The organism is Roseateles sp. (assembly GCF_049240545.1).
Lineage (GTDB): Bacteria > Pseudomonadota > Gammaproteobacteria > Burkholderiales > Burkholderiaceae_C > Paucibacter_A.
In genome coordinates this window covers 35068-54119 of the sequence record NZ_JBMLSK010000324.1, presented here as the reverse complement: position 1 = coordinate 54119, position 19052 = coordinate 35068, and the positions used below count along the sequence as shown (strand labels likewise).

Below are 19052 nucleotides of genomic sequence, written 5' to 3'. Positions count from 1 at the left end.
AGCAACCCGAGTCCGGGCGTGACGCCGCCGCCGCACAATGGCAGATATGGAAATTTACAAGCCTCTGGTCGCCCTGCTCGCCATCGTCAACCCGGTGGGGGTGGTGCCCTTCTTCATCCATTTCACCAGCGGGCTGTCGCGCGCTGAACGCAAGCACACGATTCGGGTCAGTGCTTTCACCGCCTTTGTCGTCATCGCGGTCAGCTCGATTCTGGGCTTGAAGGTGATCGAGTTCTTCGGCATCTCGCTGGCCTCCTTCCAGGTTGGCGGCGGCACGCTCTTGCTGATCAGCTCCATCCAGATGCTGAATGCCCAGCCGGCCGAGTCGCGCAAGGAAGACCTGTCCGAGGGCGTCGACAAGGCCAGCGCCGGCGCCAGCATTGCGGTGGTGCCGCTGACCATTCCACTGCTGACCGGCCCGGCCACCATCTCGACCATGGTGATTTACGCCGACAAGACCCGTTACTGGTGGGAGCTGGCGGTGCTGGTGGGCTATGGCGTGGTGGTGGGTTTGGTGACCTTTGCGGTGTTTTCCATGGCCGGGCGCATCGCCCGCGCGCTGGGTCAAACCGGCATCAACATCATGACCCGCTTGATGGGCTTGATCTTGGCGGCGCTGGCGGTCGAGTTGCTGGCCGATGGCTTGATCAAGCTGTTCCCGGTGCTGGCCTCCCACATCGCCAACTGAGCCCCGTGTTCGATTTCATCATCGTCGGTGCCGGCGCGGCGGGCTGCCTGTTGGCGAACCGCTTGTCGGCCGACCCGAGCAAGCGGGTGCTCCTGTTGGAAGCCGGTGGGCGCGACGACTATGTGTGGATCCATGTGCCGGTGGGCTATCTGCATTGCATCGGCAACCCGCGCACCGATTGGATGTACCAAACCGAGGCCGAAGCCGGCTTGAACGGGCGCCAACTGCGCTACCCGCGTGGCAAGGTCTTGGGCGGCTGCTCCAGCATCAACGGCATGATCTATATGCGCGGCCAGTCGCGCGACTACGATCAGTGGGCCGAGGCAACATCTGACCCCGCCTGGCGCTGGGACGAGTGTCTGCCCTTCTTCAAGCAGCATGAAAACCACTGGCGTTTGGATTCGGCCGGCCCTGTGTCTGAGGAATTTCGTGCCACGCATGGCCATGGTGGCGAGTGGCGGGTGGAGCGCCAGCGCCTGCGCTGGGATGTTCTGGACGCCTTTGCCCGCGCCGCGGAGCAGGCCGGCATTCCGGCCACTGAAGATTTCAACGCCGGCAGCAACGAGGGCGTGGGCTACTTCGAGGTCAATCAGCGCCGCGGCTTGCGCTGGAACACGGCCAAGGCTTTCTTGCGCCCCCTTTGCTATGGTCGGCCTAACTTTGAGCTCTGGACCGGCGCGACTGTGCAGCGCCTTTTGCTTTCCCGTGAGGACGGCCAGTTGTGCTGCACCGGTGCAGAGGTTCAGACGCCGGGAGGCATTGAAAAGGTTCAGCTCAATCCGGGTGGCGAGTTGCTCTTGGCCGCAGGCGCCATCGGCTCGCCGCAGATTCTGCAGCTCTCCGGTCTAGGCCCGGCTCCGCTGTTGCAAGCGCATGGCATCGAAGTTCAGCAGGCGCTGCCGGGCGTCGGCGCTAACCTTCAAGATCATCTGCAAATCCGTAGCGTCTTCAAGGTGCAAGGCACGCCGACCTTGAACACCCGCGCGGCGAGTCTCTGGGGCAAGGCGATGATCGGGCTGGAATACGCGCTCAAACGCAGCGGCCCGATGAGCATGGCGCCTTCGCAGTTGGGCGCCTTCACCCGCAGCAGCCCGGACAAGACCTGGCCCGATCTGGAGTACCACGTGCAGCCCCTGTCGCTGGATGCTTTTGGCGAGCCCTTGCATGCCTTCAATGCCTTCACGGCCAGTGTTTGCAATCTGAACCCCAGCAGTCGCGGTAGCGTGCAGATTCGCTGCGCCGACCCCGCGCAAGCGCCGCTGATCGCGCCCAACTATCTCAGCACCGAGGCGGACCTGCAGGTGGCCGCCGCCAGCCTGCGCCTGACGCGCCATATCGTCGCGCAGCCAGCCTTGGCGGCTTTTCAGCCGCAGGAATACAAGCCCGGCGCGCAGTACGAAAGCGAAGCCGACTTGCGCCGACTGGCCGGCGACATCGCCACCACCATCTTCCATCCGGTGGGGACCTGCAAGATGGGCACGGCCGAGGATCCGATGGCTGTGGTCGACAGCCGCTTGCGGGTGCGAGGCGTGGTGGGCTTGCGGGTGGTGGATGCGAGCGTCATGCCGACCATCACCAGCGGCAATACCAATGCACCGACGCTGATGATTGCGGAGAAAGCTGCGGCTTGGATTCGTGCCGATGCAGACGCTGGCGTAGCAATAACGCCAGCGTCCGACGCGCCTTAGGCCGGGCTGAAGCGCTGCTCCAAATAGGCCAGCAGGGTGCGGATGGTTTGAGCCTCGCCACCCACCGGGCGGCCAGGGCGGGCGCTGTCGTTCCAGGCGAACAGGTCGATGTGCAGCCAGTCCTGGTGCTCGGGCACAAAGTACTCAAGGAACAAAGCCGCCGTGACGGCGCCGCCCAGGGCCGTGCGGCCGGTGTTGACGATGTCGCCAATCGAGCTGGCAATGTTTTCTTTGTACGGCGCCCACAGCGGCATATGCCACATCGGGTCGTCCAGCTTCAGACCCAGGTCCATCAGGTCGCGGGCGGTGTCAAAGTGCTTGCTGAACAGGGCTGGCAGATGCGCGCCCAGCGCCACCCGAGCGGCGCCGGTCAGCGTGGCCAGGTCAATGATCAGCGCCGGCTTGCCTTCGGAGGCATAGGCCAAGGCATCGCTGAGCACCACGCGGCCTTCGGCATCGGTATTGCCGATTTCGATATGCAGGCCCTTGCGGGTCTTGATCACGTCGCCGGGGCGGTAGGCGTTGCCCGAGATCGAGTTTTCAACCGCCGGGATCAGCACTTGCAAGCGCACCGGCAGCTTGAAGGCCATGACCAGCGCGGCCAGCCCCAGTGCATTGGCGGCGCCGCCCATGTCCTTCTTCATCTGGCGCATGCCTTCGGCGCCCTTGATGTCGAGGCCACCGGTGTCGAAGCAGACCCCCTTGCCGACGATGCTCAGCAACGGCGCATCGGCCTTGCCCCAATTCAGCTCGATCAGGCGCGGCGCGCGTGTCGAGGCGCGGCCCACGGCGTGGATGGCCGGGAAGTTCTGCTTCAGCAGATCGTCGCCGACGATTTGTTTGAAGCGTGCGCCATGCTGTTTGGCAATCAGCTGAGCGGCTTGGGCCAGTTCTTCCGGGCCCATGTGTTCGGCGGGGGTGTTGACCAGGTCGCGAGTCGCACACATGGCGGTGGCGAAGGCCAGCCCGCGTTGTGCATCGCCGCTCACGGGCAGCACCAACTCAGCCGGCGCGCGGCGACGGGCTTTGTACAAATCGAACTGATAGGCACCCAGTTCCCAGGACAGCGCCGCTTGCTCATGCTGAAGCGGCAGACCGTCGTCGCTGAGGTGATAGCGCCCCTCAGGCAGGGCTTGTGGCAGGGCCGACAAGGCAAAGGGATCGGCCGCATGGGCCACGCCCGCGAACACCTGGCCGAGCTTGCCATCCGGGCCGGGGACCAGCGCATGGCTGTCCGGTGCGCCCGTGAAGCCCAGGGCGGCCAGCCAATGGCGGGTCGGTGTGGGCAAGTTGGCCGCGAGGGCCGCAAAGCTGTTCCGGTCCACCACGGTGATGGCGATGCTGTCTTTGGAAGCGGCGTTCTTGAGTTGAACTGTCATGGCGCGTTGGTCTCGCTGGCGGCTTTTGTGAAGCCGCAATTGTCCACGCTGGCGCGCCAAAGCTTCAGCAGCTGCTTTGCAGCCTCACCAACAAGGCCTGGGCCGATGGGTTGGCGGGGCTCATCGGCGCCTCAACCGCCGAGCTGATCATGCGCTGCGCGGTACTCAGCTGTGGCGTTACCGGCCCGATGAAGCGCAGCTGCTCGCCCACGCCGATCAGCAGGGTCGGAAAAGTCTCCACTTCCAGCTCGCCGACCAGTTCTTCGTCGTCTTCGATATCGACCCAGATGAAGCGGTAATCAGGAAACTGCGCCCGCAGGTCCGCCATCACCTCGTGGTAGGCGTCACAAGTGCGGCACCAAGCTGCACACAAGCAGGCCACCAGGGTGGTGTTTGCGTGGCGCTGGTGAGCGTCGGTCGGAATACTCATGCTGCCAAGCATAGCCACGAAGCGCGGTCCTTCGCCGCTGCTCGTTGCAAACAGGCGACGCGGCTTCCCTCGCTGCTCACTTCGTCGGTCCAACACTATGGCCGATAGTTCGTCGAGGCTCTCCACCCCTGCACCTCAACCATACAAGTTCGGAACCGGCCCCAAGTTGCGAGCAGCGCAAGGCAGTCGGCCTACCGGGGCCGACCCCCGAGCCATGAGCCCAGCGACGGCCTGGGATGCCATGCCTTACGCATAAAACTAACTGTCCACGCCGGGCACGTTGCAGCCGCATAAAAAACACGGGACAGCGATGGCTCTGGCCCACAAGCTGTCCTCGCGTTGATCAATCAGAGCTGGAAATCGTAATCCACCGTCAGCGGCGCATGGTCGCTGAACTTCTGGTCCTTGTAGATTGAGGCGCTCTTGGCCAAGGCCGCCAGCTTCGGCGTAGCGAAGTGGTAGTCCAAACGCCAGCCCACGTTCTTGGCATAGGCTTGGCCGCGGTTGCTCCACCAGGTGTAGCAAGCGTCGGTGGTGTCGGGGTGCAGTTGGCGATAGACGTCCACCAAGCCGCCTTGCCCTGGGCCCGCGCCGAAAAGCTGGTCCAGCCAGGCGCGCTCTTCCGGCAGGAAGCCAGAGTTCTTCAGATTGCCCTTCCAGTTCTTCAGGTCCGCTTCCTTGTGGGCGATGTTGACGTCGGCCACCAAGATGAATTCACGCTCGGCCTTCAGCGCCGCCAGATGCGGGCGCATGGCATCCAGAAAGCGGTACTTGGCTTCTTGGCGCTCGGGGCCGCTGGAGCCGCTGGGGAAGTAGCAGCTGATCAGGCTGAGCTTGCGGCCGGGCTTGTCGAAGCGCTTTTCGATGTAGCGGCCTTCATCGTCGAACTCTTGCACGCCGATGCCGGTGATGATGTCGCTGGGGGTCTCGCGGGTGTAGAGGCCCACGCCGGAATAACCTCTTTTCTGCGCGTAGTGGAAGTGCCCCTTCAGGTCGCCCGAGCTGCAAAACGTGCCGGCCACATGCTCGTCTTGCGCCTTGACCTCTTGCACGCCCAAGGCGTCGGCTTGCTGCTGCGGCAGCCAGTCAAAAAAGCCCTTGGTGGCGGCAGAACGGATGCCGTTCAAATTGGCTGTTATGAAACGCATGGCAAAAACACTCGCATAGACCGGTAGGGCGCGAAGTATCGCAGGAGAGAAAGTGATCCCTTCAGACGCTGCTTGCGGTGTTTTGACAACAGATAACCCCAGACTTGGCACCCAAGGTAGTTGGCGGGCACGGGAATTGCTAGATTCACGGACGATTCACACACTGGTCACATACCACTTGGCGACCCGCCCCAGCACAAGTGCTGCGGCCCCATTTTCGGAGTTCCACCCCATGTCCAAGAAGTCCCCCTTTGCTCATCCACACGCCTCTGTGCGCCCCACCCAACTGGCCGCCGGCATCGCACTGGCCCTGACGCTGTGGCCGCTAGCGCATGCGCAAGACAAGCCGGCAGAAAAAGCCGAAAAGAGCCAACTCGAAACCGTGGTCATCACCGCCGAGCGCCGCGCCGAGAACATCAAGGACGTGCCGATTGCCGTCTCCACCCTCAAGGGCGAGAAGCTGGATGTGCTGGCCTCGGGCGGGCAAGACGTGCGCTTTCTGTCGGGCCGCGTGCCCAGCCTGAACATCGAGTCCTCCTTCGGCCGCGCCTACCCACGTTTCTACATCCGCGGCTATGGCAATACCGACTTCCGCCTGAATGCCTCGCAGCCCGTCTCGGTGTTGTTTGACGATGTGGTGCAGGAGAACCCGATCCTGAAGGGCTTCCCGGTGTTCGACCAGCGCAATGTGGAAGTGCTGGCCGGCCCGCAGGGCACCTTGTTCGGCCGCAACACCCCGGCCGGTGTGGTCAAGTTTGAATCGGTGCGCCCAAGCAAGAAGCAAGCCGCCTACGTCAGCGCCAGCTATGGCAGCTACGGCAGCTACAGCCTGGAAGGGGCGGCCAACCTGCCCTTGGCCGGCGACTGGTCGGCTCGCATCTCGGCGCAAACCCAGCATCGCGATGACTGGGTCAAGAACACCAACCCCAAGGGCCCGACCCAAGAGACCGAAGGCTATCGCGACAGCGCCGTGCGCCTGCAAGCCCTGTACGAGCCGAGCAAGACCTTCAGCGCCTTGTTCAATCTGCACCACCGCGATCTGGACGGCAGCCCACGCCTGTTCCGCGCCAGCATCATCAAGCCCGGCAGCAATGACTTGGTCGATGGTTTTGACCCCGCCAAGGTCTCGCTGGACGGCATGAACAAGCAGACGCTGACCCAGACCGGCGGCTCGATGAAACTGAAGTGGGCGCTGCCCGAATTCACCGTCCACTCCATCACCGGCTATGAGACGGTCAAGCCCTTCAGCCGTGGCGATATTGACGGCGGCTCGGTTTACAAGTTCCCGCAAGGCCCGGGCGAAGCCGGCTTCCCGGTGGAGACCTCGGACGCCTTGGACGGCCACCGTCAGCTCTCGCAAGAAGTGCGCCTGGAGTCCAACGCCAGCGGCCCGCTGAACTGGCAAGCCGGTGTCTACCTCTTCGATGAGCGCTACACCGCTGTGGCCCAGGACTACATTGGCCCGCTGACCACCAGCACCCGCCAAACCAACAAGGCCTGGGCGACCTTTGGCTCGATCAGTTACGAGCTGAGCAAAGACCTCAAGCTGCGCGGCGGCCTGCGTTACACCAAGGACAAGAAAGAGCTGTCCACCAGCACCACCGACCCCAAGCGCATTCAAGCGGGCAATGGCCTGAGCCTGAACACCGATGACGCCAAGTGGAACTGGGACGCCTCGGCCACCTACGCGCTGAACAAAGACAGCAATGTCTACGCTCGCGTGGCCACCGGCTTCCGGGCTTCGTCGATCCAGCCCGCGGCCGAGTTCAATCCGCAGTCCTTTGCAGGGCCAGAAGACGTGATCTCGTATGAGTTGGGCCTGAAGTCGGACCTGTGGGACCGCCGGGCGCGCCTGTCGGCCGCCTTGTTCAACTACGAGGTGAAAAACCAGCAATTCACCGCCGTGGGCGGCGGCAACAATGCCAACCGCCTGATCAATGCCAAGAAGGTGGGCGGCCAGGGCGTGGAGTTCAATCTGGAACTGCTGCCGGTGGAAGACCTCTTGCTGACCGTGGGCGGCAGCTACAACAACACCAAGATCAAGCACAGCGGCTTGCAAGTCGAAGCTTGCGGCGCCTCTTGCACCTTGCGTGATCCAATCACCGTGCCCAAGAACCCAGGCGCCTTCAAGTTCTCTGATACGGTTTTGATCGATGGCAACTCGCTGGCGCAAGCCCCCAAGTGGATCGGCAACTTCACCGCCCGCTACGCCATCCCCACGGCCGCCGGTAATGAGTTCTACGTCTACACCGACTGGGCCTACCGCAGCAGCGTGAGCTTCTTCTTGTATGACTCGGTCGAGTTCACCGGCAAGCCGCTGACCGAAGGCGGCCTGCGCCTGGGCTACATCTGGGACAACGGCAAGTACGAAGTCGCCGCCTATGGCCGCAACATCACCAACCAGATTCGCGTGACGGGTGCCATTGACTTCAACAACCTGACCGGCTTCATCAACGACCCACGCACCTACGGCGTGCAGTTCAAGGCCATCTTCTAAGCAGCACCCAGGTCCAAAGAGACGGATTCAAGCCCGCTTGAATCCCCTCGAATTGCCCTGCAAGCCCGGTCTTTCATGGAAGATCGGGCTTTTTTTGGCCCCTACAATGGGCCGATAAATTGCTGCCCCAAGCCCCATGACCACGACTCAAGCCCCCGATCTTTTGGCCCAGGAATTCGTTGCCTTCGCGGTGGAAGCCGGCGTCTTGCGCTTCGGCGAGTTCAAGACCAAGGCCGGACGCCTGAGCCCCTATTTCTTCAATGCCGGCCTGTTTGACGACGGTGCCAAGCTGGGCCGGCTGGCGCAGTTCTACGCGCAGCGCTTGGTCGCCTCCGGCTTGCAGTTCGACATGATTTTTGGCCCGGCCTACAAGGGCATCACCCTGGCCGCCGCGCTCTCCATCGAGCTGGCGCGCCTGGGCCACAACAAGCCCTTTGCCTACAACCGCAAGGAAGCCAAGGACCACGGCGAAGGCGGCACCCTGGTCGGCGCGCCGGTGCAGGGCCGGGTGCTGATCATCGATGACGTGATCTCTGCCGGCACTTCGGTGCGCGAATCAATCGCCTTGATCAAGGCCGCCGGTGCCACGCCTTGCGGTGTCAGCATTGCGCTGGACCGGCAAGAAAAGGCGGTGGAGAACGGCGTCGAGAGCGCCAAGTCGGCGGTGCAATATGTGACCGAACAATTGCAAATGCCCGTGGTCGCGATTGCCGGCCTGGCCGATCTCTTGGCCTATCTGCACAGCACCAGCAACCCCGCGGTGACCGCCTACGCCGGCGCGGTGCAAGCCTACCGAGATCGCTACGGGGTTTGATTCCTCAACACATCTTTGCTCAGGACATGCGCCCTTTGACTCCTCGCTCATGCCTGCTGCTCTTGTCGGCGGGCCTGCTCGTCGGCGGCGAAGCCCAGGCGCAAGCGCCGGGCACGGCCAAATCAGGTGCGGGCATTTACACCTGCACCACGCTAGAAGGCCGCCGTCTGACCTCGGACCGGCCCATCGTCGAGTGCAGCGCGCGTGAGCAGCGCATCTTGAACGCCGACGGTTCGCTGCGCGCGATCCTGCCGCCCTTCCTGTCACCCGAGGAACGGGCCGCGCAAGAAGCGCGTGACCGCAAGCAGGCCGCCGAGATCGCCGCCCGCAATGACGCCATCCGCCGCGACCGCAATCTGATGATGCGCTACCCGACCGAGGCGAAGCATCAGCAAGCCAGGGCCGAATCGCTGGATGACGCCAACAAGGCGCGCCTGATTTCTGAGCGCCGGATCAAAGAGTTGGCACAAGAGCGCAAGCCGCTGATGGACGAGGCCGAGTTCTACAAGGGCAAGCCGCTACCGGCCAAACTGAAACAGCAACTTGACGCCAACGACGCCGCCGTGGGCGCGCAGCGCGAGCTGATCGAAAACCAGAAAGCCGAGCTGGTGCGCATCAACGGCCGCTACGACTTGGAGTTAGCTCGCCTGAAGCGCCTGTGGGCCGGCGCCGCACCAGGCAGCTTAGGGGCAGCGCCGGCGGACGCGGCTGCATCCGCCTCGCGTTGAGCCATAGAAGGAAGCGCCGGCATGGCGCTCCCGACTGAGCCTTCGATCAGGCGCCGAGCTTTTTCTTCAGCAGCTCGTTCACCAGGCTTGGGTTGGCCTTGCCCTTGGTGGCCTTCATCGCCTGGCCGACCAGAGCATTGAAGGCCTTCTCCTTGCCCGAACGGAATTCCTCGACGGACTTCTGGTTCGCCGCCAAGATTTCGTCCAGGATGGCCTCGATGGCGCCGGTGTCGCTGACTTGCTTCAAGCCCTTGGCTTCGATGACGGCATCGACGTCCGAACCCTCACCGCTCCACAAGGCCTCAAAGACCTGCTTGGCGGCGTTGTTGGAGATGGTGCCGTCCTGAATGCGCTGGATCAGGCGGCCCAGCAGCTCGGGGTTGACCGGGCTGGCCTCGATGCTGCGTTCTTCGCTGTTCAGTCGGCGTGACACCTCGCCCATCAGCCAGTTCGCCACCAGCTTGGGCGCGCCGCAAACGGCCTTGGCCGCCTCATAGAAGCGCGCCGTCGCCAGGCTTTGGGTCATGATGGCCGCGTCGTAAGCAGTCAGTCCGTCTTGTTGCTCAAAGCGCGAGGCCATCACCGATGGCAGCTCCGGCATCTCGCCGCGCACCCGCTCGATCCAGTCCTTAGCAATCACCAACGGCGGCAGGTCCGGATCAGGGAAGTAGCGGTAATCCGCCGAGTCTTCCTTGCTGCGCATCGCGCGGGTTTCGCCGGTGTCGGGGTTGAAGAGCACGGTGGCTTGTTGAATCTTGCGGCCGTCTTCGATCTCGTCGATCTGCCAGTTCACCTCAAAGTCCACCGCCTGCAGCAGATTGCGGAAGCTGTTCAGGTTCTTGATCTCACGGCGTGTACCGTAAGGCTCGCCGGGCTTACGCACCGACACGTTGACGTCGCAACGGAAGGAGCCTTCTTGCATATTGCCGTCGCAAATGCCCAGCCACATCACCAGCGCATGCAGGGTCTTGGCGTACTCGCAGGCCTCGGCGCCGGAGCGCATATCGGGCTCGCTGACGATTTCCAACAGCGGTGTACCGGCGCGGTTCAAGTCGATACCGCTTTGGCCGTGATAGTCCTCGTGCAAGCTCTTGCCCGCGTCTTCCTCGAGGTGAGCGCGGGTCAGCTGCACGACCTTCTTCTCATCACCGACGAAGAACTCGACCTTGCCGCCTTGCACCACCGGGATCTCGAACTGGCTGATCTGGTAGCCCTTGGGCAGGTCCGGGTAGAAGTAGTTTTTGCGCGCAAAGATGGACAGCGGCGCCACCTTGGCGCCCACCGCCAGACCAAAGCGAATCGCCCGCTCCACCGCGCCACGGTTCAAGACCGGCAGCGTGCCCGGCAGCGCCAGGTCCACGGCCGAAGCCTGCGTGTTGGGCTCGGCGCCAAAGGCGGTGGACGAGCCGCTGAAGATCTTGGAGACGGTGGAGAGTTGGACGTGGTTTTCCAGGCCGATCACGACCTCGTAGCCACGGATCAATTTATTCGTGCTGCTGCTCTTCATTTCAGAATCCTGCCGGGGCTGCGCGGTGCCAGTCGGTTGCTTGTTGCAAGGCATGTGCGGCGTGCAAGAGCTGCCCCTCCTTGAAGTAATTGCCCAAGAGCTGCAAGCCCACCGGCATGCCGCCCTCGCCAAAGCCCACCGGCACGCTCATGCCGGGCAGGCCGGCCAGCGAGCCGGGCAGGGTGAAGATGTCGGCCAGATAGGCTTTGACCGGGTCGTCCTTGCCCTCGCCATGCTTCCAAGCCACGGTGGGCGCCACCGGGCCGGCGATCAAATCGCAGTGCTGGAAGGCTTGCTGGAAGTCGTCGGCAATCATGCGGCGCAGCTTTTGCGCTTGCAGATAGTAGGCGTCGTAATAACCGTGAGACAAGACGTAGCTGCCGATCATGATGCGGCGCTTGACCTCGGGCCCAAAGCCTTCTGCGCGGGTCTTTTTGTACATGTCCAGCAAGTCATCAAACTTGGCAGCGCGATGACCAAACTTGACGCCATCAAAGCGGCTCAGGTTCGAGCTGGCCTCGGCCGGAGCAATGATGTAGTACACCGGGATGGCAAGCTCGGTGCGGGGCAGGCTCACATCCACCAAGGTGGCACCGAGCTTTTCCAACTCCGCCAAACCTGCGCGCACCGCGCTATTCACATCGGCCGCCAAGGCCGCCGGGAAGAACTCGCGCGGCAGGCCGATTCGCAGGCCCTTCAGCGGTTGGGCTGCGGTAGCGCCTTCGCGGGCGGCCAGCATCTGGGCATGGAAGTCTTGCGGCGGCTGCCGCACGCTGGTGGCGTCGCGCTCGTCAAAGCCGCTCATGGCCGAGAGCAGCAGGGCACAGTCTTCCGCCGAGCGGGCCATCGGGCCGGCTTGATCCAGGCTGGAAGCGAAGGCAATCATGCCGTAGCGGCTGCATACACCGTACGTGGGCTTGATACCGGTGATGCCGGTGAAGCTGGCGGGCTGGCGGATCGAGCCGCCGGTGTCGGTGCCGGTCGAACCTGGCACCAAGCGGGCAGCCACCACGGCGGCCGAGCCGCCCGAGGAGCCACCAGGCACACGGGCCGTGTCCCAGGGATTGGCCACCGGCTTGTAGGCCGAGTTCTCATTCGCCGAGCCCATGGCGAATTCGTCGCAGTTGAGCTTGCCGAGCGACACCGTACCAGCCTCGGTCAAACGCGCAATCACCGTGGCATCAAAGGGGCTGCGGTAGCCGGCCAAGATCTTGGAGCCCGCGGTGGTGGGCATGTCCTTGGTGACAAAGATGTCCTTGTGCGCCAGCGGCACGCCCAGCAGGGGGCTGCTGTCACCGGCGGCGCGGCGCGCATCGGCCGCAGCGGCGGCAGCCAGCGAGGCGGCTGGATCGGTGTGCAAAAAGCCACCCAAGGCTTCATGCTCGGTAACACGTGCAAGCAGATGTTGCGTCAGCTCGGTGCTGGACACCTGCTTGGCCGCCAGCGCGCGGCCCAAATCGGCCATGCCCAGATCATGCAGGGCGGCGTTGTGGGTACTTGTCGTTGTTGTCATTATTCAATCACCTTGGGCACCAGGAACAGGCCGTCTTCCACGGCCGGCGCGCTGCGTTGGTTCAGCTCGCGCTGATTGCTCTCCGTGACGGCGTCCTCACGCAGACGCAGGGCCACTTCTTGCACCGCCGACAGCGGCGTGTAAAGCGGCTCCACGCCGGAGGTGTCGACGGCGCTCATTTGCTCAACGATGGAAAAAAAACCATTCAGCTGGCCGAGCAAGGCGGCGCTTTCCGCTTCTTGCAATTCCAGCCGGGCCAGATGGGCGATTCGACTAACGTCTTGTGGGGTCAGAGCCATGGGGCAAGGTGTCCGGAGGTGGCAAAAACAAGGGCCTCAATTAGCAGAACTGAGGGCTTGTCGGATCAAGAAATAGGGGGCTATCAGTTATTATCTATGCTTATCTCCACTGCATCGGGGCTGCGTGTCCTACAGGGCTTGTCTCTCTAGGGTCGTGCAGCCTCGTTGCATATGGTTCAACCGTCGGCTCAACCGTCGTTCCACACCCGTCCCGATCAACGCTTTATTGCACGTAATGCCGGCGATCTCCAGCCCACCGGCTCAGATGCCTGGCCCACGAGCCCACAAAAAACATGTTCGCTTCCCTGCGCCGCTACTTCTCTACCGACCTCGCCATCGACTTGGGCACCGCCAACACGCTGATTTACGTCCGCGGCAAGGGCATCGTGCTGGATGAGCCTTCGGTCGTTTCGATCCGCCACGAAGGTGGCCCGAATGGCAAGAAAACCATTCAAGCCGTTGGGCATGAAGCCAAGGCCATGCTGGGCAAGGTGCCGGGCAATATCGAAGCGATCCGCCCGATGAAAGACGGCGTGATCGCCGACTTCACGGTGACCGAGCAGATGCTCAAGCAGTTCATCAAGATGGTGCACGACTCCAAGATGCTGCGCCCCAGCCCGCGCATCATCATCTGCGTGCCCTGCGGTTCGACCCAGGTGGAACGCCGCGCGATTCGCGAGTCGGCCCTCGGCGCCGGCGCCTCCGAGGTCTACCTGATTGAAGAACCGATGGCCGCCGCGATTGGCGCCGGTCTGCCGGTGTCGGAAGCCTCGGGCTCCATGGTGGTGGACATCGGCGGCGGCACGACGGAAGTCGGCGTGATCTCGCTGGGCGGCATGGTCTACAAAGGCTCGGTGCGCGTTGGCGGCGACAAGTTCGACGAAGCCATCATCAACTACATCCGCCGCAACTACGGCATGTTGATCGGTGAGCCCACCGCTGAAGCGATCAAGAAGAACATCGGCAGCGCCTTCCCGGGCTCCGAAGTCAAGGAAATCGAAGTCAAGGGCCGCAATCTGGCCGAAGGCGTGCCACGCAGCTTCACCATCTCGTCCAACGAGATCCTGGAAGCGCTGACCGACCCGCTGAACCAAATCGTTTCCGCCGTGAAGAACGCGCTGGAGCAGACCCCGCCCGAACTGGGCGCCGACATCGCCGAGCGCGGCATGATGCTGACCGGCGGCGGCGCGCTGCTGCGCGATCTGGACCGCTTGCTGGCCGAAGAAACCGGTCTGCCGGTGCTGGTGGCTGAGGATCCGCTGACTTGCGTGGTGCGCGGTTGCGGGATGGCGTTGGAGCGCATGGAGCGACTCGGCTCCATCTTCACCTACGAGTGATGGTTGTGTCTACTGCGCGGGCACCAGCCGTCGTTGGGCGGTGCTCGCAATCCTCACGTGCCACAAGCACGCTCCGGTTGCTGCGCTCCGGCCGCCAAGGTCAGAGCCCTTGGCCTTCGGCAGGCACAATCAGTCCTCAGGACTGATTGAGTCCAGCCTCAGCCTAGCCCAGCCCCCACTCGCTACGGCCAGAGAGACCGTCACACACCTCGACTCGCCCACTGAGCCATGCCTCTCGGCACCCTTGATCGCAATCCACCTCCGTTCTTCCGTCAAGGCCCTTCAGCGCTGACGAAGTTGCTGCTGTGCGCGGCGCTGGCGGTGTTTTTGATGGTGGCGGATGCGCGTTTCAAGCTGGTGGCGCCGGCGCGGGCCGCTTTGGCACTGGCTTTGCATCCGCTGCAGCGCTTGCTGCTGACGCCGGTGGACGCGATGGAAAGCCTGCAGGACTATCTGCGCGGCACCGAGCGGGCCATTGAGGCCGAGAAAAAAGCCAGCCATCAATTGGTGATGCAGGCTGAACGGCTGAGCCGGGCCGAGCAGTTGCAGGCCGAGAACCAGCGCCTGCGCGAGTTGCTGGATCTGCGCCCCGCGCTGCAGGTCAAGTCGGTCGCCGCCGAGGTGCTGTATGAGGCCACCGACCCCTATTCGCGCCGCGTGGTGATTGACCGCGGCCGCAGCCATGGCATCAAGCCCGGCGCGCCGGTGATCAATGACAAAGGTGTCTTGGGTCAGGTCACCCGGGTCTACACCTTGTCGGCCGAGGTCACACTGCTGAGCGACAAGGACGCGGCCATTCCGGTCTTGAACACCCGCACTCAGCAGCGCAATGCCGCCTTTGGCAACACCGACGGCAGCGGCATGGAGTTGCGCTTCTTGGCTGCCAATGCCGACGTGAAGGAGGGCGATCTGCTCGCCACCTCGGGTCTGGACGGCGTTTACCCGCCCGGACTTCCGGTCGCCAAGGTTACGCTGGTGGAGCGGCGCGGTGAGACCAGTTTTGCCCACGTCAGTCTGCAGCCGATCGCAAAAGCCGATAGCGCGCGTCATGTGCTGGTGCTGGAACCGCTGGATCTGCATGAGGCCGCCATGGCGGAAGCCGCCGCAGTCGCCGCCGCCGAAGCCGCTTCTGCAGCCAGCGCCAAAACCCAGCGCAAGGCGGCCGCTGCGGCCGCCGCTGCAAGCGCCAAGGGAGGGCACAAGCCATGATCATGCCGCGCGGCGCCGGGCAGTTGCTGCTGCCGGCCAACCCTTTGTTCATTGCGCTGAGCCTGATCTTGGCGCTGATCATTGACATGATCCCCATGGGCCGTCTGCCGGCCATGCCGAATTTGATGGCGGTGGTGCTGGTGTTCTGGGGCGTCCATCAGCCGCGCCGGGTCAGTGTGGGCTGGGCTTTTGCCTTCGGCCTGTTGATCGATGTACACCACGGCGCATTGCTGGGGCAGCATGCGCTGTCCTACAGCGTCTTGAGCTACGGTGCGGTCAGCTTGCACCGCCGGCTCTTGAGCTTTGGTCTGAGCGTGCAAGCCTTGCACGTCTTGCCGTTGTTTGTGGCCGCGCATGCCCTGGAGTTGCTGGTGCGCATGAGCGTGGGCGGCATGTGGCCGGGCTGGAGCGTGGTCTTGGCACCAGCCTTTGAGGCGCTGCTGTGGCCGCTGGTGACCGTGCTCTTGCTGGCGCCGCAGCGCCGGGCGCCGGACCGCGATGCCAACCGCCCGCTTTAAGTCTTTCGCTGCCGCATGACCGTCCTGAAGAATGTCCAACAGGAGCTGGCGCGCTTTCGGCTGCGTCTGGTCGTGGCCGGCCTTTTCGTGCTGTTCTGCTTTGGCCTGTTGCTGGCCCGGCTGATTTTTCTACAGGTGATCCAGCATGACCGCATGATGGACCGGGCCGAGTCGAACCGGATCACCGTGGTGCCGATCGTGCCGAATCGCGGCCTGATCAAGGACAGAAACGGCGTCGTGCTGGCCAGCAACTATTCGGCCTACACGCTGGAAATCACACCGTCCAAGGTCGGTGACCTGGAAGCCACCATCGACGCGCTGGCCCAGGTGGTCGAGATCCAGCCGCGCGACCGCAAGCGCCTGAAGCGGCTGATGGCCGAAAGCAAGAGCTTCGAGTCCCTGCCCATACGCACCAAGCTCAGCGATGCGGAAGTCGCCCGTTTCACCGCACAACGCTTTCGCTTCCCCGGCGTGGAGATCAAGGCCCGGCTGTTCCGCAGCTATCCGCTTGGGGAGGTGGGCGCGCACTTGCTCGGCTATATCGGCCGTATCAACCAGGCCGAGAAAAAGGCCATGGAGGACTGGGAGGAAGAAGACCAGGCCAATTACCGCGGCACCGAATACATCGGCAAACTCGGCCTGGAGCAGGCCTACGAACGCGAGTTGCACGGTATCACTGGCTTTGAACAAATGGAGACCAGCGCCGGCGGGCGCGCCGTGCGGCGCCTCGCGCACCGGCCGCCCACGCCGGGCAATACCTTGGTGCTGTCGATCGACATCCGCCTGCAAGCCTTGGTGGAGGAACTCTACAAAGACCGGCGCGGCGCCCTGGTGGCGATTGACCCGCGAAATGGCGAGGTGCTGGCCTTTGTCTCGAAGCCGACTTTTGACCCCAATCTGTTTGTGGACGGCATTGACGTCGAGAACTGGCGCGAACTGAACGAGAACCTCGACAAGCCCTTGTTGAACCGAGCGCTGCGCGGAACCTACCCACCAGGCTCCACGTACAAGCCCTTTATGGCGATGGCCGCACTGGACTCGGGCAAGCGTTCGGCCAGTTTCGTCGTGATGGACAACCTAACTTTCAACTTCGGCGGCCGAACCTTTGGCAGCCCAGAAAGCGACCGCCCCGGTCCCAAGGACATGCGTGCCGCCATCGTCAGCTCGTCCAATGTCTACTTCTACAGCCTGGCCAATGAGATGGGCGTGGACTTGATCCACGATGAATTGAAGCCCTTCGGCTTTGGCCGCAAGACCGAGATCGATTTGCTCGGCGAAGTCACCGGTGACCTGCCTTCGACCGACTGGAAACGCAAGCGCTTCAAGAAACCAGAGCAACAAAAGTGGTACGCCGGTGAGACCATTTCTTTGGGTATCGGGCAAGGCTATAACAACTTCACCATGCTGCAGTTGGCTTCGGCGATGTCCACGATGGTCAGCAGTGGGGCGCGCTACAAGCCTCGCCTGGTGCGCGAGATCGAAGACGTGGTCAAACATGAGCAACGCCGCATTGCCAGCGATGCCCTGCCGCCGCTCCCCTTAAAGCCCGAACACTCGGCCGTGATTCGCAATGCCATGCATGGGGTGACCGTCGAAGGCACCTCGCGTCTCGTGTTCGCAGGCGCGGGCTACCAAAGCGGTGGCAAAACCGGCACCGCCCAAGCCGTTGGCCTGAAAGCCGGCGAGAGGTACAAGGACATCAAGGCCGACGAACGCAAACGCGATCACTCGCTCTACATTGCCTTCGCCCCGATTGACGCCCCTACCATCGCACTCGCTGTGATCGTCGAAAACGCGGGCTTCGGCTCCACTTCCGCCGCACCGATCGCACGCCGGGTGTTCGACTACCTGCTCATGGGCCAGTACCCCAGCGAAGAAGACATCGCACTGACCCAACAAGGCAAGAGTACGGCACCGGTCGGCAAACCCCGTCTGGCCGCTGAAATACCTTTGCCGGGCAGCCCGGCTGAGGCTGCGTCTGCGGCATCTGCTGCTTCGGCGGCCTCGGCGGCGCCTTCTCCTGCGACCCTGGCGGCCAGTGCCCCAAAGCCAAACACAAGGCTTGAACGCCCTGCAGCGGCCAGCGCAGCCTCCGCGACGATCCCGCCACCTCGCCCACCCGCCTCAGGAGCTTCACGATGACAGCTGCCTTCAACAAGCAGGCTTGGTGGCACCGCATCAAGCCCTGGTTCTCCGGCTTCGACATCCCGCTGGTGCTGGCCATCGCCTGGATGATGGGGGTCGGCATGGTGTCGATGTACTCGGCCGGCTTCGACCATGGCACCCGCTTTGTCGACCATGGCCGCAATATGCTGCTGGCGATTGGCCTGATTTTTGTGGTGTCGCAGGTGCCGCCACAACGCATCATGTCGCTAGCCATCCCGCTCTACACCGTCTGCATCGCCCTCTTGTTGGCGACTGCTTTGTTTGGCATCACCAAAAAAGGCGCGACACGCTGGCTCAATGTGGGCATCGTGATCCAGCCCTCCGAGTTGGCGAAGATCGCCACACCCTTGATGCTGGCCTGGTGGTTTCAAAAGCGGGAGGGCGCTTTGCGCTTGCCTGACTTTCTGGCCGCCTTTGTTCTGCTCATGCTGCCGGTGATCTTGGTAGCGAAGCAGCCCGACCTCGGCACCTCGCTCTTGGTGGCAGGCGCCGGTTTGTTCGTGATTTTCTTCGCCGGCCTGTCGTGGCGCTTGATCGTGCCCGCCTTTGTCATCGGCGCCCTCGGCATTTCAGCCCTGGTGATGAGTGAAGAAACCATCTGCCAACCCGATGTGAAATGGAAGGTCTTGCGGGAGTACCAAAAGCACCGCGTCTGCACCCTGCTCGACCCCAACAAAGACCCGCTAGGCAAGGGCTTTCACATCATCCAAGGCGGCATCGCCATCGGCTCCGGGGGGCTCACGGGCAAAGGCTTTATGCAAGGCACGCAAACCCACTTGGAGTTCATTCCAGAGCGCACCACCGACTTCATTTTTGCCGCCTACGGCGAGGAGTTCGGCCTGGTCGGCGCCTTGGCTTTGTTGGCGGGGTTCACGGCCCTGATTCTGCGAGGTCTGGCCATCGCCTCCGATGCGGCAACGATATTTGCGCGACTGATGGCCGGCGCGGTGACGATGAGCTTCTTCACCTATGTGTTCGTCAACATCGGCATGGTCAGCGGCATCCTGCCCGTGGTGGGGGTGCCGCTGCCCTTTATCAGCTATGGCGGCACCGCGATGGTGACGCTGGGATTGAGCCTGGGGCTGCTGATGTCAATCGCCAAGTCCCGCCGCTTCAACCAGTCCTAGGCTC

Annotated in this window: 16 protein-coding genes; 10 read left to right on the top strand and 6 right to left on the bottom strand. The window is 63.2% G+C overall.

Annotated elements, in window-relative coordinates; translation table 11 throughout:
• The first annotated feature begins 46 nt into the window (after positions 1 to 46).
• Positions 47 to 688 (top strand): MarC family protein, encoded by a 642-nt coding sequence (locus ACOVRJ_RS20075; protein WP_422045595.1) that lies wholly within the window; start codon positions 47 to 49, stop codon positions 686 to 688.
• On the top strand, positions 685 to 2376 hold the full coding sequence (locus ACOVRJ_RS20070; protein WP_422045608.1) for a GMC family oxidoreductase: 1692 nt from the start codon (positions 685 to 687) through the stop codon (positions 2374 to 2376). The genes ACOVRJ_RS20075 and ACOVRJ_RS20070 overlap by 4 nt, the downstream gene beginning before the upstream one ends.
• Here ACOVRJ_RS20070 and ACOVRJ_RS20065 read toward each other — a convergent pair.
• The 3 genes from ACOVRJ_RS20065 to ACOVRJ_RS20055 all read right to left on the bottom strand — a co-directional run bounded on the left by ACOVRJ_RS20065 (position 2373) and on the right by ACOVRJ_RS20055 (position 5333).
• Complete coding sequence (locus ACOVRJ_RS20065) at positions 2373 to 3755, bottom strand: leucyl aminopeptidase family protein (RefSeq protein WP_422045594.1); 1383 nt, start codon at positions 3753 to 3755, stop codon at positions 2373 to 2375. The genes ACOVRJ_RS20070 and ACOVRJ_RS20065 overlap by 4 nt on opposite strands.
• A 64-nt stretch (positions 3756 to 3819) precedes the next feature.
• A complete protein-coding gene (locus ACOVRJ_RS20060) occupies positions 3820 to 4185 on the bottom strand; it encodes a thioredoxin domain-containing protein (protein WP_422045593.1) in 366 nt (121 codons plus the stop codon).
• 347 nt (positions 4186 to 4532) lie between these two features.
• On the bottom strand, positions 4533 to 5333 hold the full coding sequence (locus tag ACOVRJ_RS20055; RefSeq protein ID WP_422045592.1) for an exodeoxyribonuclease III: 801 nt from the start codon (positions 5331 to 5333) through the stop codon (positions 4533 to 4535).
• Between the two features lie 232 nt (positions 5334 to 5565).
• Between ACOVRJ_RS20055 and ACOVRJ_RS20050 the strand changes: the two genes are divergently transcribed.
• The 3 genes from ACOVRJ_RS20050 to ACOVRJ_RS20040 all read left to right on the top strand — a co-directional run bounded on the left by ACOVRJ_RS20050 (position 5566) and on the right by ACOVRJ_RS20040 (position 9372).
• Positions 5566 to 7830, top strand: coding sequence for a TonB-dependent receptor (locus ACOVRJ_RS20050; protein WP_422045591.1), 2265 nt, complete (start codon positions 5566 to 5568; stop codon positions 7828 to 7830).
• Between the two features lie 136 nt (positions 7831 to 7966).
• The gene (gene pyrE / locus ACOVRJ_RS20045) at positions 7967 to 8644 is read left to right on the top strand and encodes an orotate phosphoribosyltransferase (RefSeq protein ID WP_263539624.1); all 678 of its coding nucleotides are present in this window, start codon (positions 7967 to 7969) and stop codon (positions 8642 to 8644) included.
• A gap of 35 nt (positions 8645 to 8679) precedes the next feature.
• On the top strand, positions 8680 to 9372 hold the full coding sequence (locus ACOVRJ_RS20040; protein WP_422045590.1) for a hypothetical protein: 693 nt from the start codon (positions 8680 to 8682) through the stop codon (positions 9370 to 9372).
• A 46-nt stretch (positions 9373 to 9418) separates the two neighbouring features.
• Here the strand turns inward: ACOVRJ_RS20040 and gatB are convergent, their stop codons facing one another.
• The 3 genes from gatB to gatC are packed head-to-tail and all read right to left on the bottom strand — an operon-like array spanning position 9419 to position 12691.
• Positions 9419 to 10879 carry an Asp-tRNA(Asn)/Glu-tRNA(Gln) amidotransferase subunit GatB gene (gene gatB / locus ACOVRJ_RS20035; RefSeq protein WP_422045589.1) on the bottom strand — a complete coding sequence of 487 codons (1461 nt, stop codon included), beginning with the start codon at positions 10877 to 10879 and terminating at the stop codon, positions 9419 to 9421.
• Between the two features lies 1 nt (position 10880).
• A complete protein-coding gene (gene gatA / locus ACOVRJ_RS20030; protein WP_422045588.1) occupies positions 10881 to 12392 on the bottom strand; it encodes an Asp-tRNA(Asn)/Glu-tRNA(Gln) amidotransferase subunit GatA in 1512 nt (503 codons plus the stop codon).
• Positions 12392 to 12691 carry an Asp-tRNA(Asn)/Glu-tRNA(Gln) amidotransferase subunit GatC gene (gene gatC / locus ACOVRJ_RS20025; protein ID WP_263539627.1) on the bottom strand — a complete coding sequence of 100 codons (300 nt, stop codon included), beginning with the start codon at positions 12689 to 12691 and terminating at the stop codon, positions 12392 to 12394. Before gatC ends, gatA begins: the two co-directional genes overlap by 1 nt.
• Positions 12692 to 12984: 293 nt before the next feature.
• Here gatC and ACOVRJ_RS20020 point away from each other — a divergent pair, with 293 nt between their 5' ends.
• The 5 genes from ACOVRJ_RS20020 to rodA all read left to right on the top strand — a co-directional run bounded on the left by ACOVRJ_RS20020 (position 12985) and on the right by rodA (position 19048).
• Positions 12985 to 14028, top strand: coding sequence for a rod shape-determining protein (locus ACOVRJ_RS20020; RefSeq protein ID WP_058722426.1), 1044 nt, complete (start codon positions 12985 to 12987; stop codon positions 14026 to 14028).
• 228 nt (positions 14029 to 14256) lie between these two features.
• Positions 14257 to 15237: a rod shape-determining protein MreC gene (gene mreC / locus ACOVRJ_RS20015; RefSeq protein ID WP_422045587.1), complete on the top strand. Its 981-nt coding sequence runs from the start codon at positions 14257 to 14259 to the stop codon at positions 15235 to 15237.
• Positions 15234 to 15755 carry a rod shape-determining protein MreD gene (mreD, locus tag ACOVRJ_RS20010; RefSeq protein WP_422045586.1) on the top strand — a complete coding sequence of 174 codons (522 nt, stop codon included), beginning with the start codon at positions 15234 to 15236 and terminating at the stop codon, positions 15753 to 15755. Before mreC ends, mreD begins: the two co-directional genes overlap by 4 nt.
• Positions 15756 to 15770: 15 nt before the next feature.
• Entirely contained in the window at positions 15771 to 17897 is a 2127-nt protein-coding gene (mrdA, locus tag ACOVRJ_RS20005; protein WP_422045585.1) for a penicillin-binding protein 2, read from the top strand.
• Positions 17894 to 19048 carry a rod shape-determining protein RodA gene (gene rodA, locus ACOVRJ_RS20000; RefSeq protein WP_422045584.1) on the top strand — a complete coding sequence of 385 codons (1155 nt, stop codon included), beginning with the start codon at positions 17894 to 17896 and terminating at the stop codon, positions 19046 to 19048. The genes mrdA and rodA overlap by 4 nt, the downstream gene beginning before the upstream one ends.
• Positions 19049 to 19052: the final 4 nt, after the last annotated feature.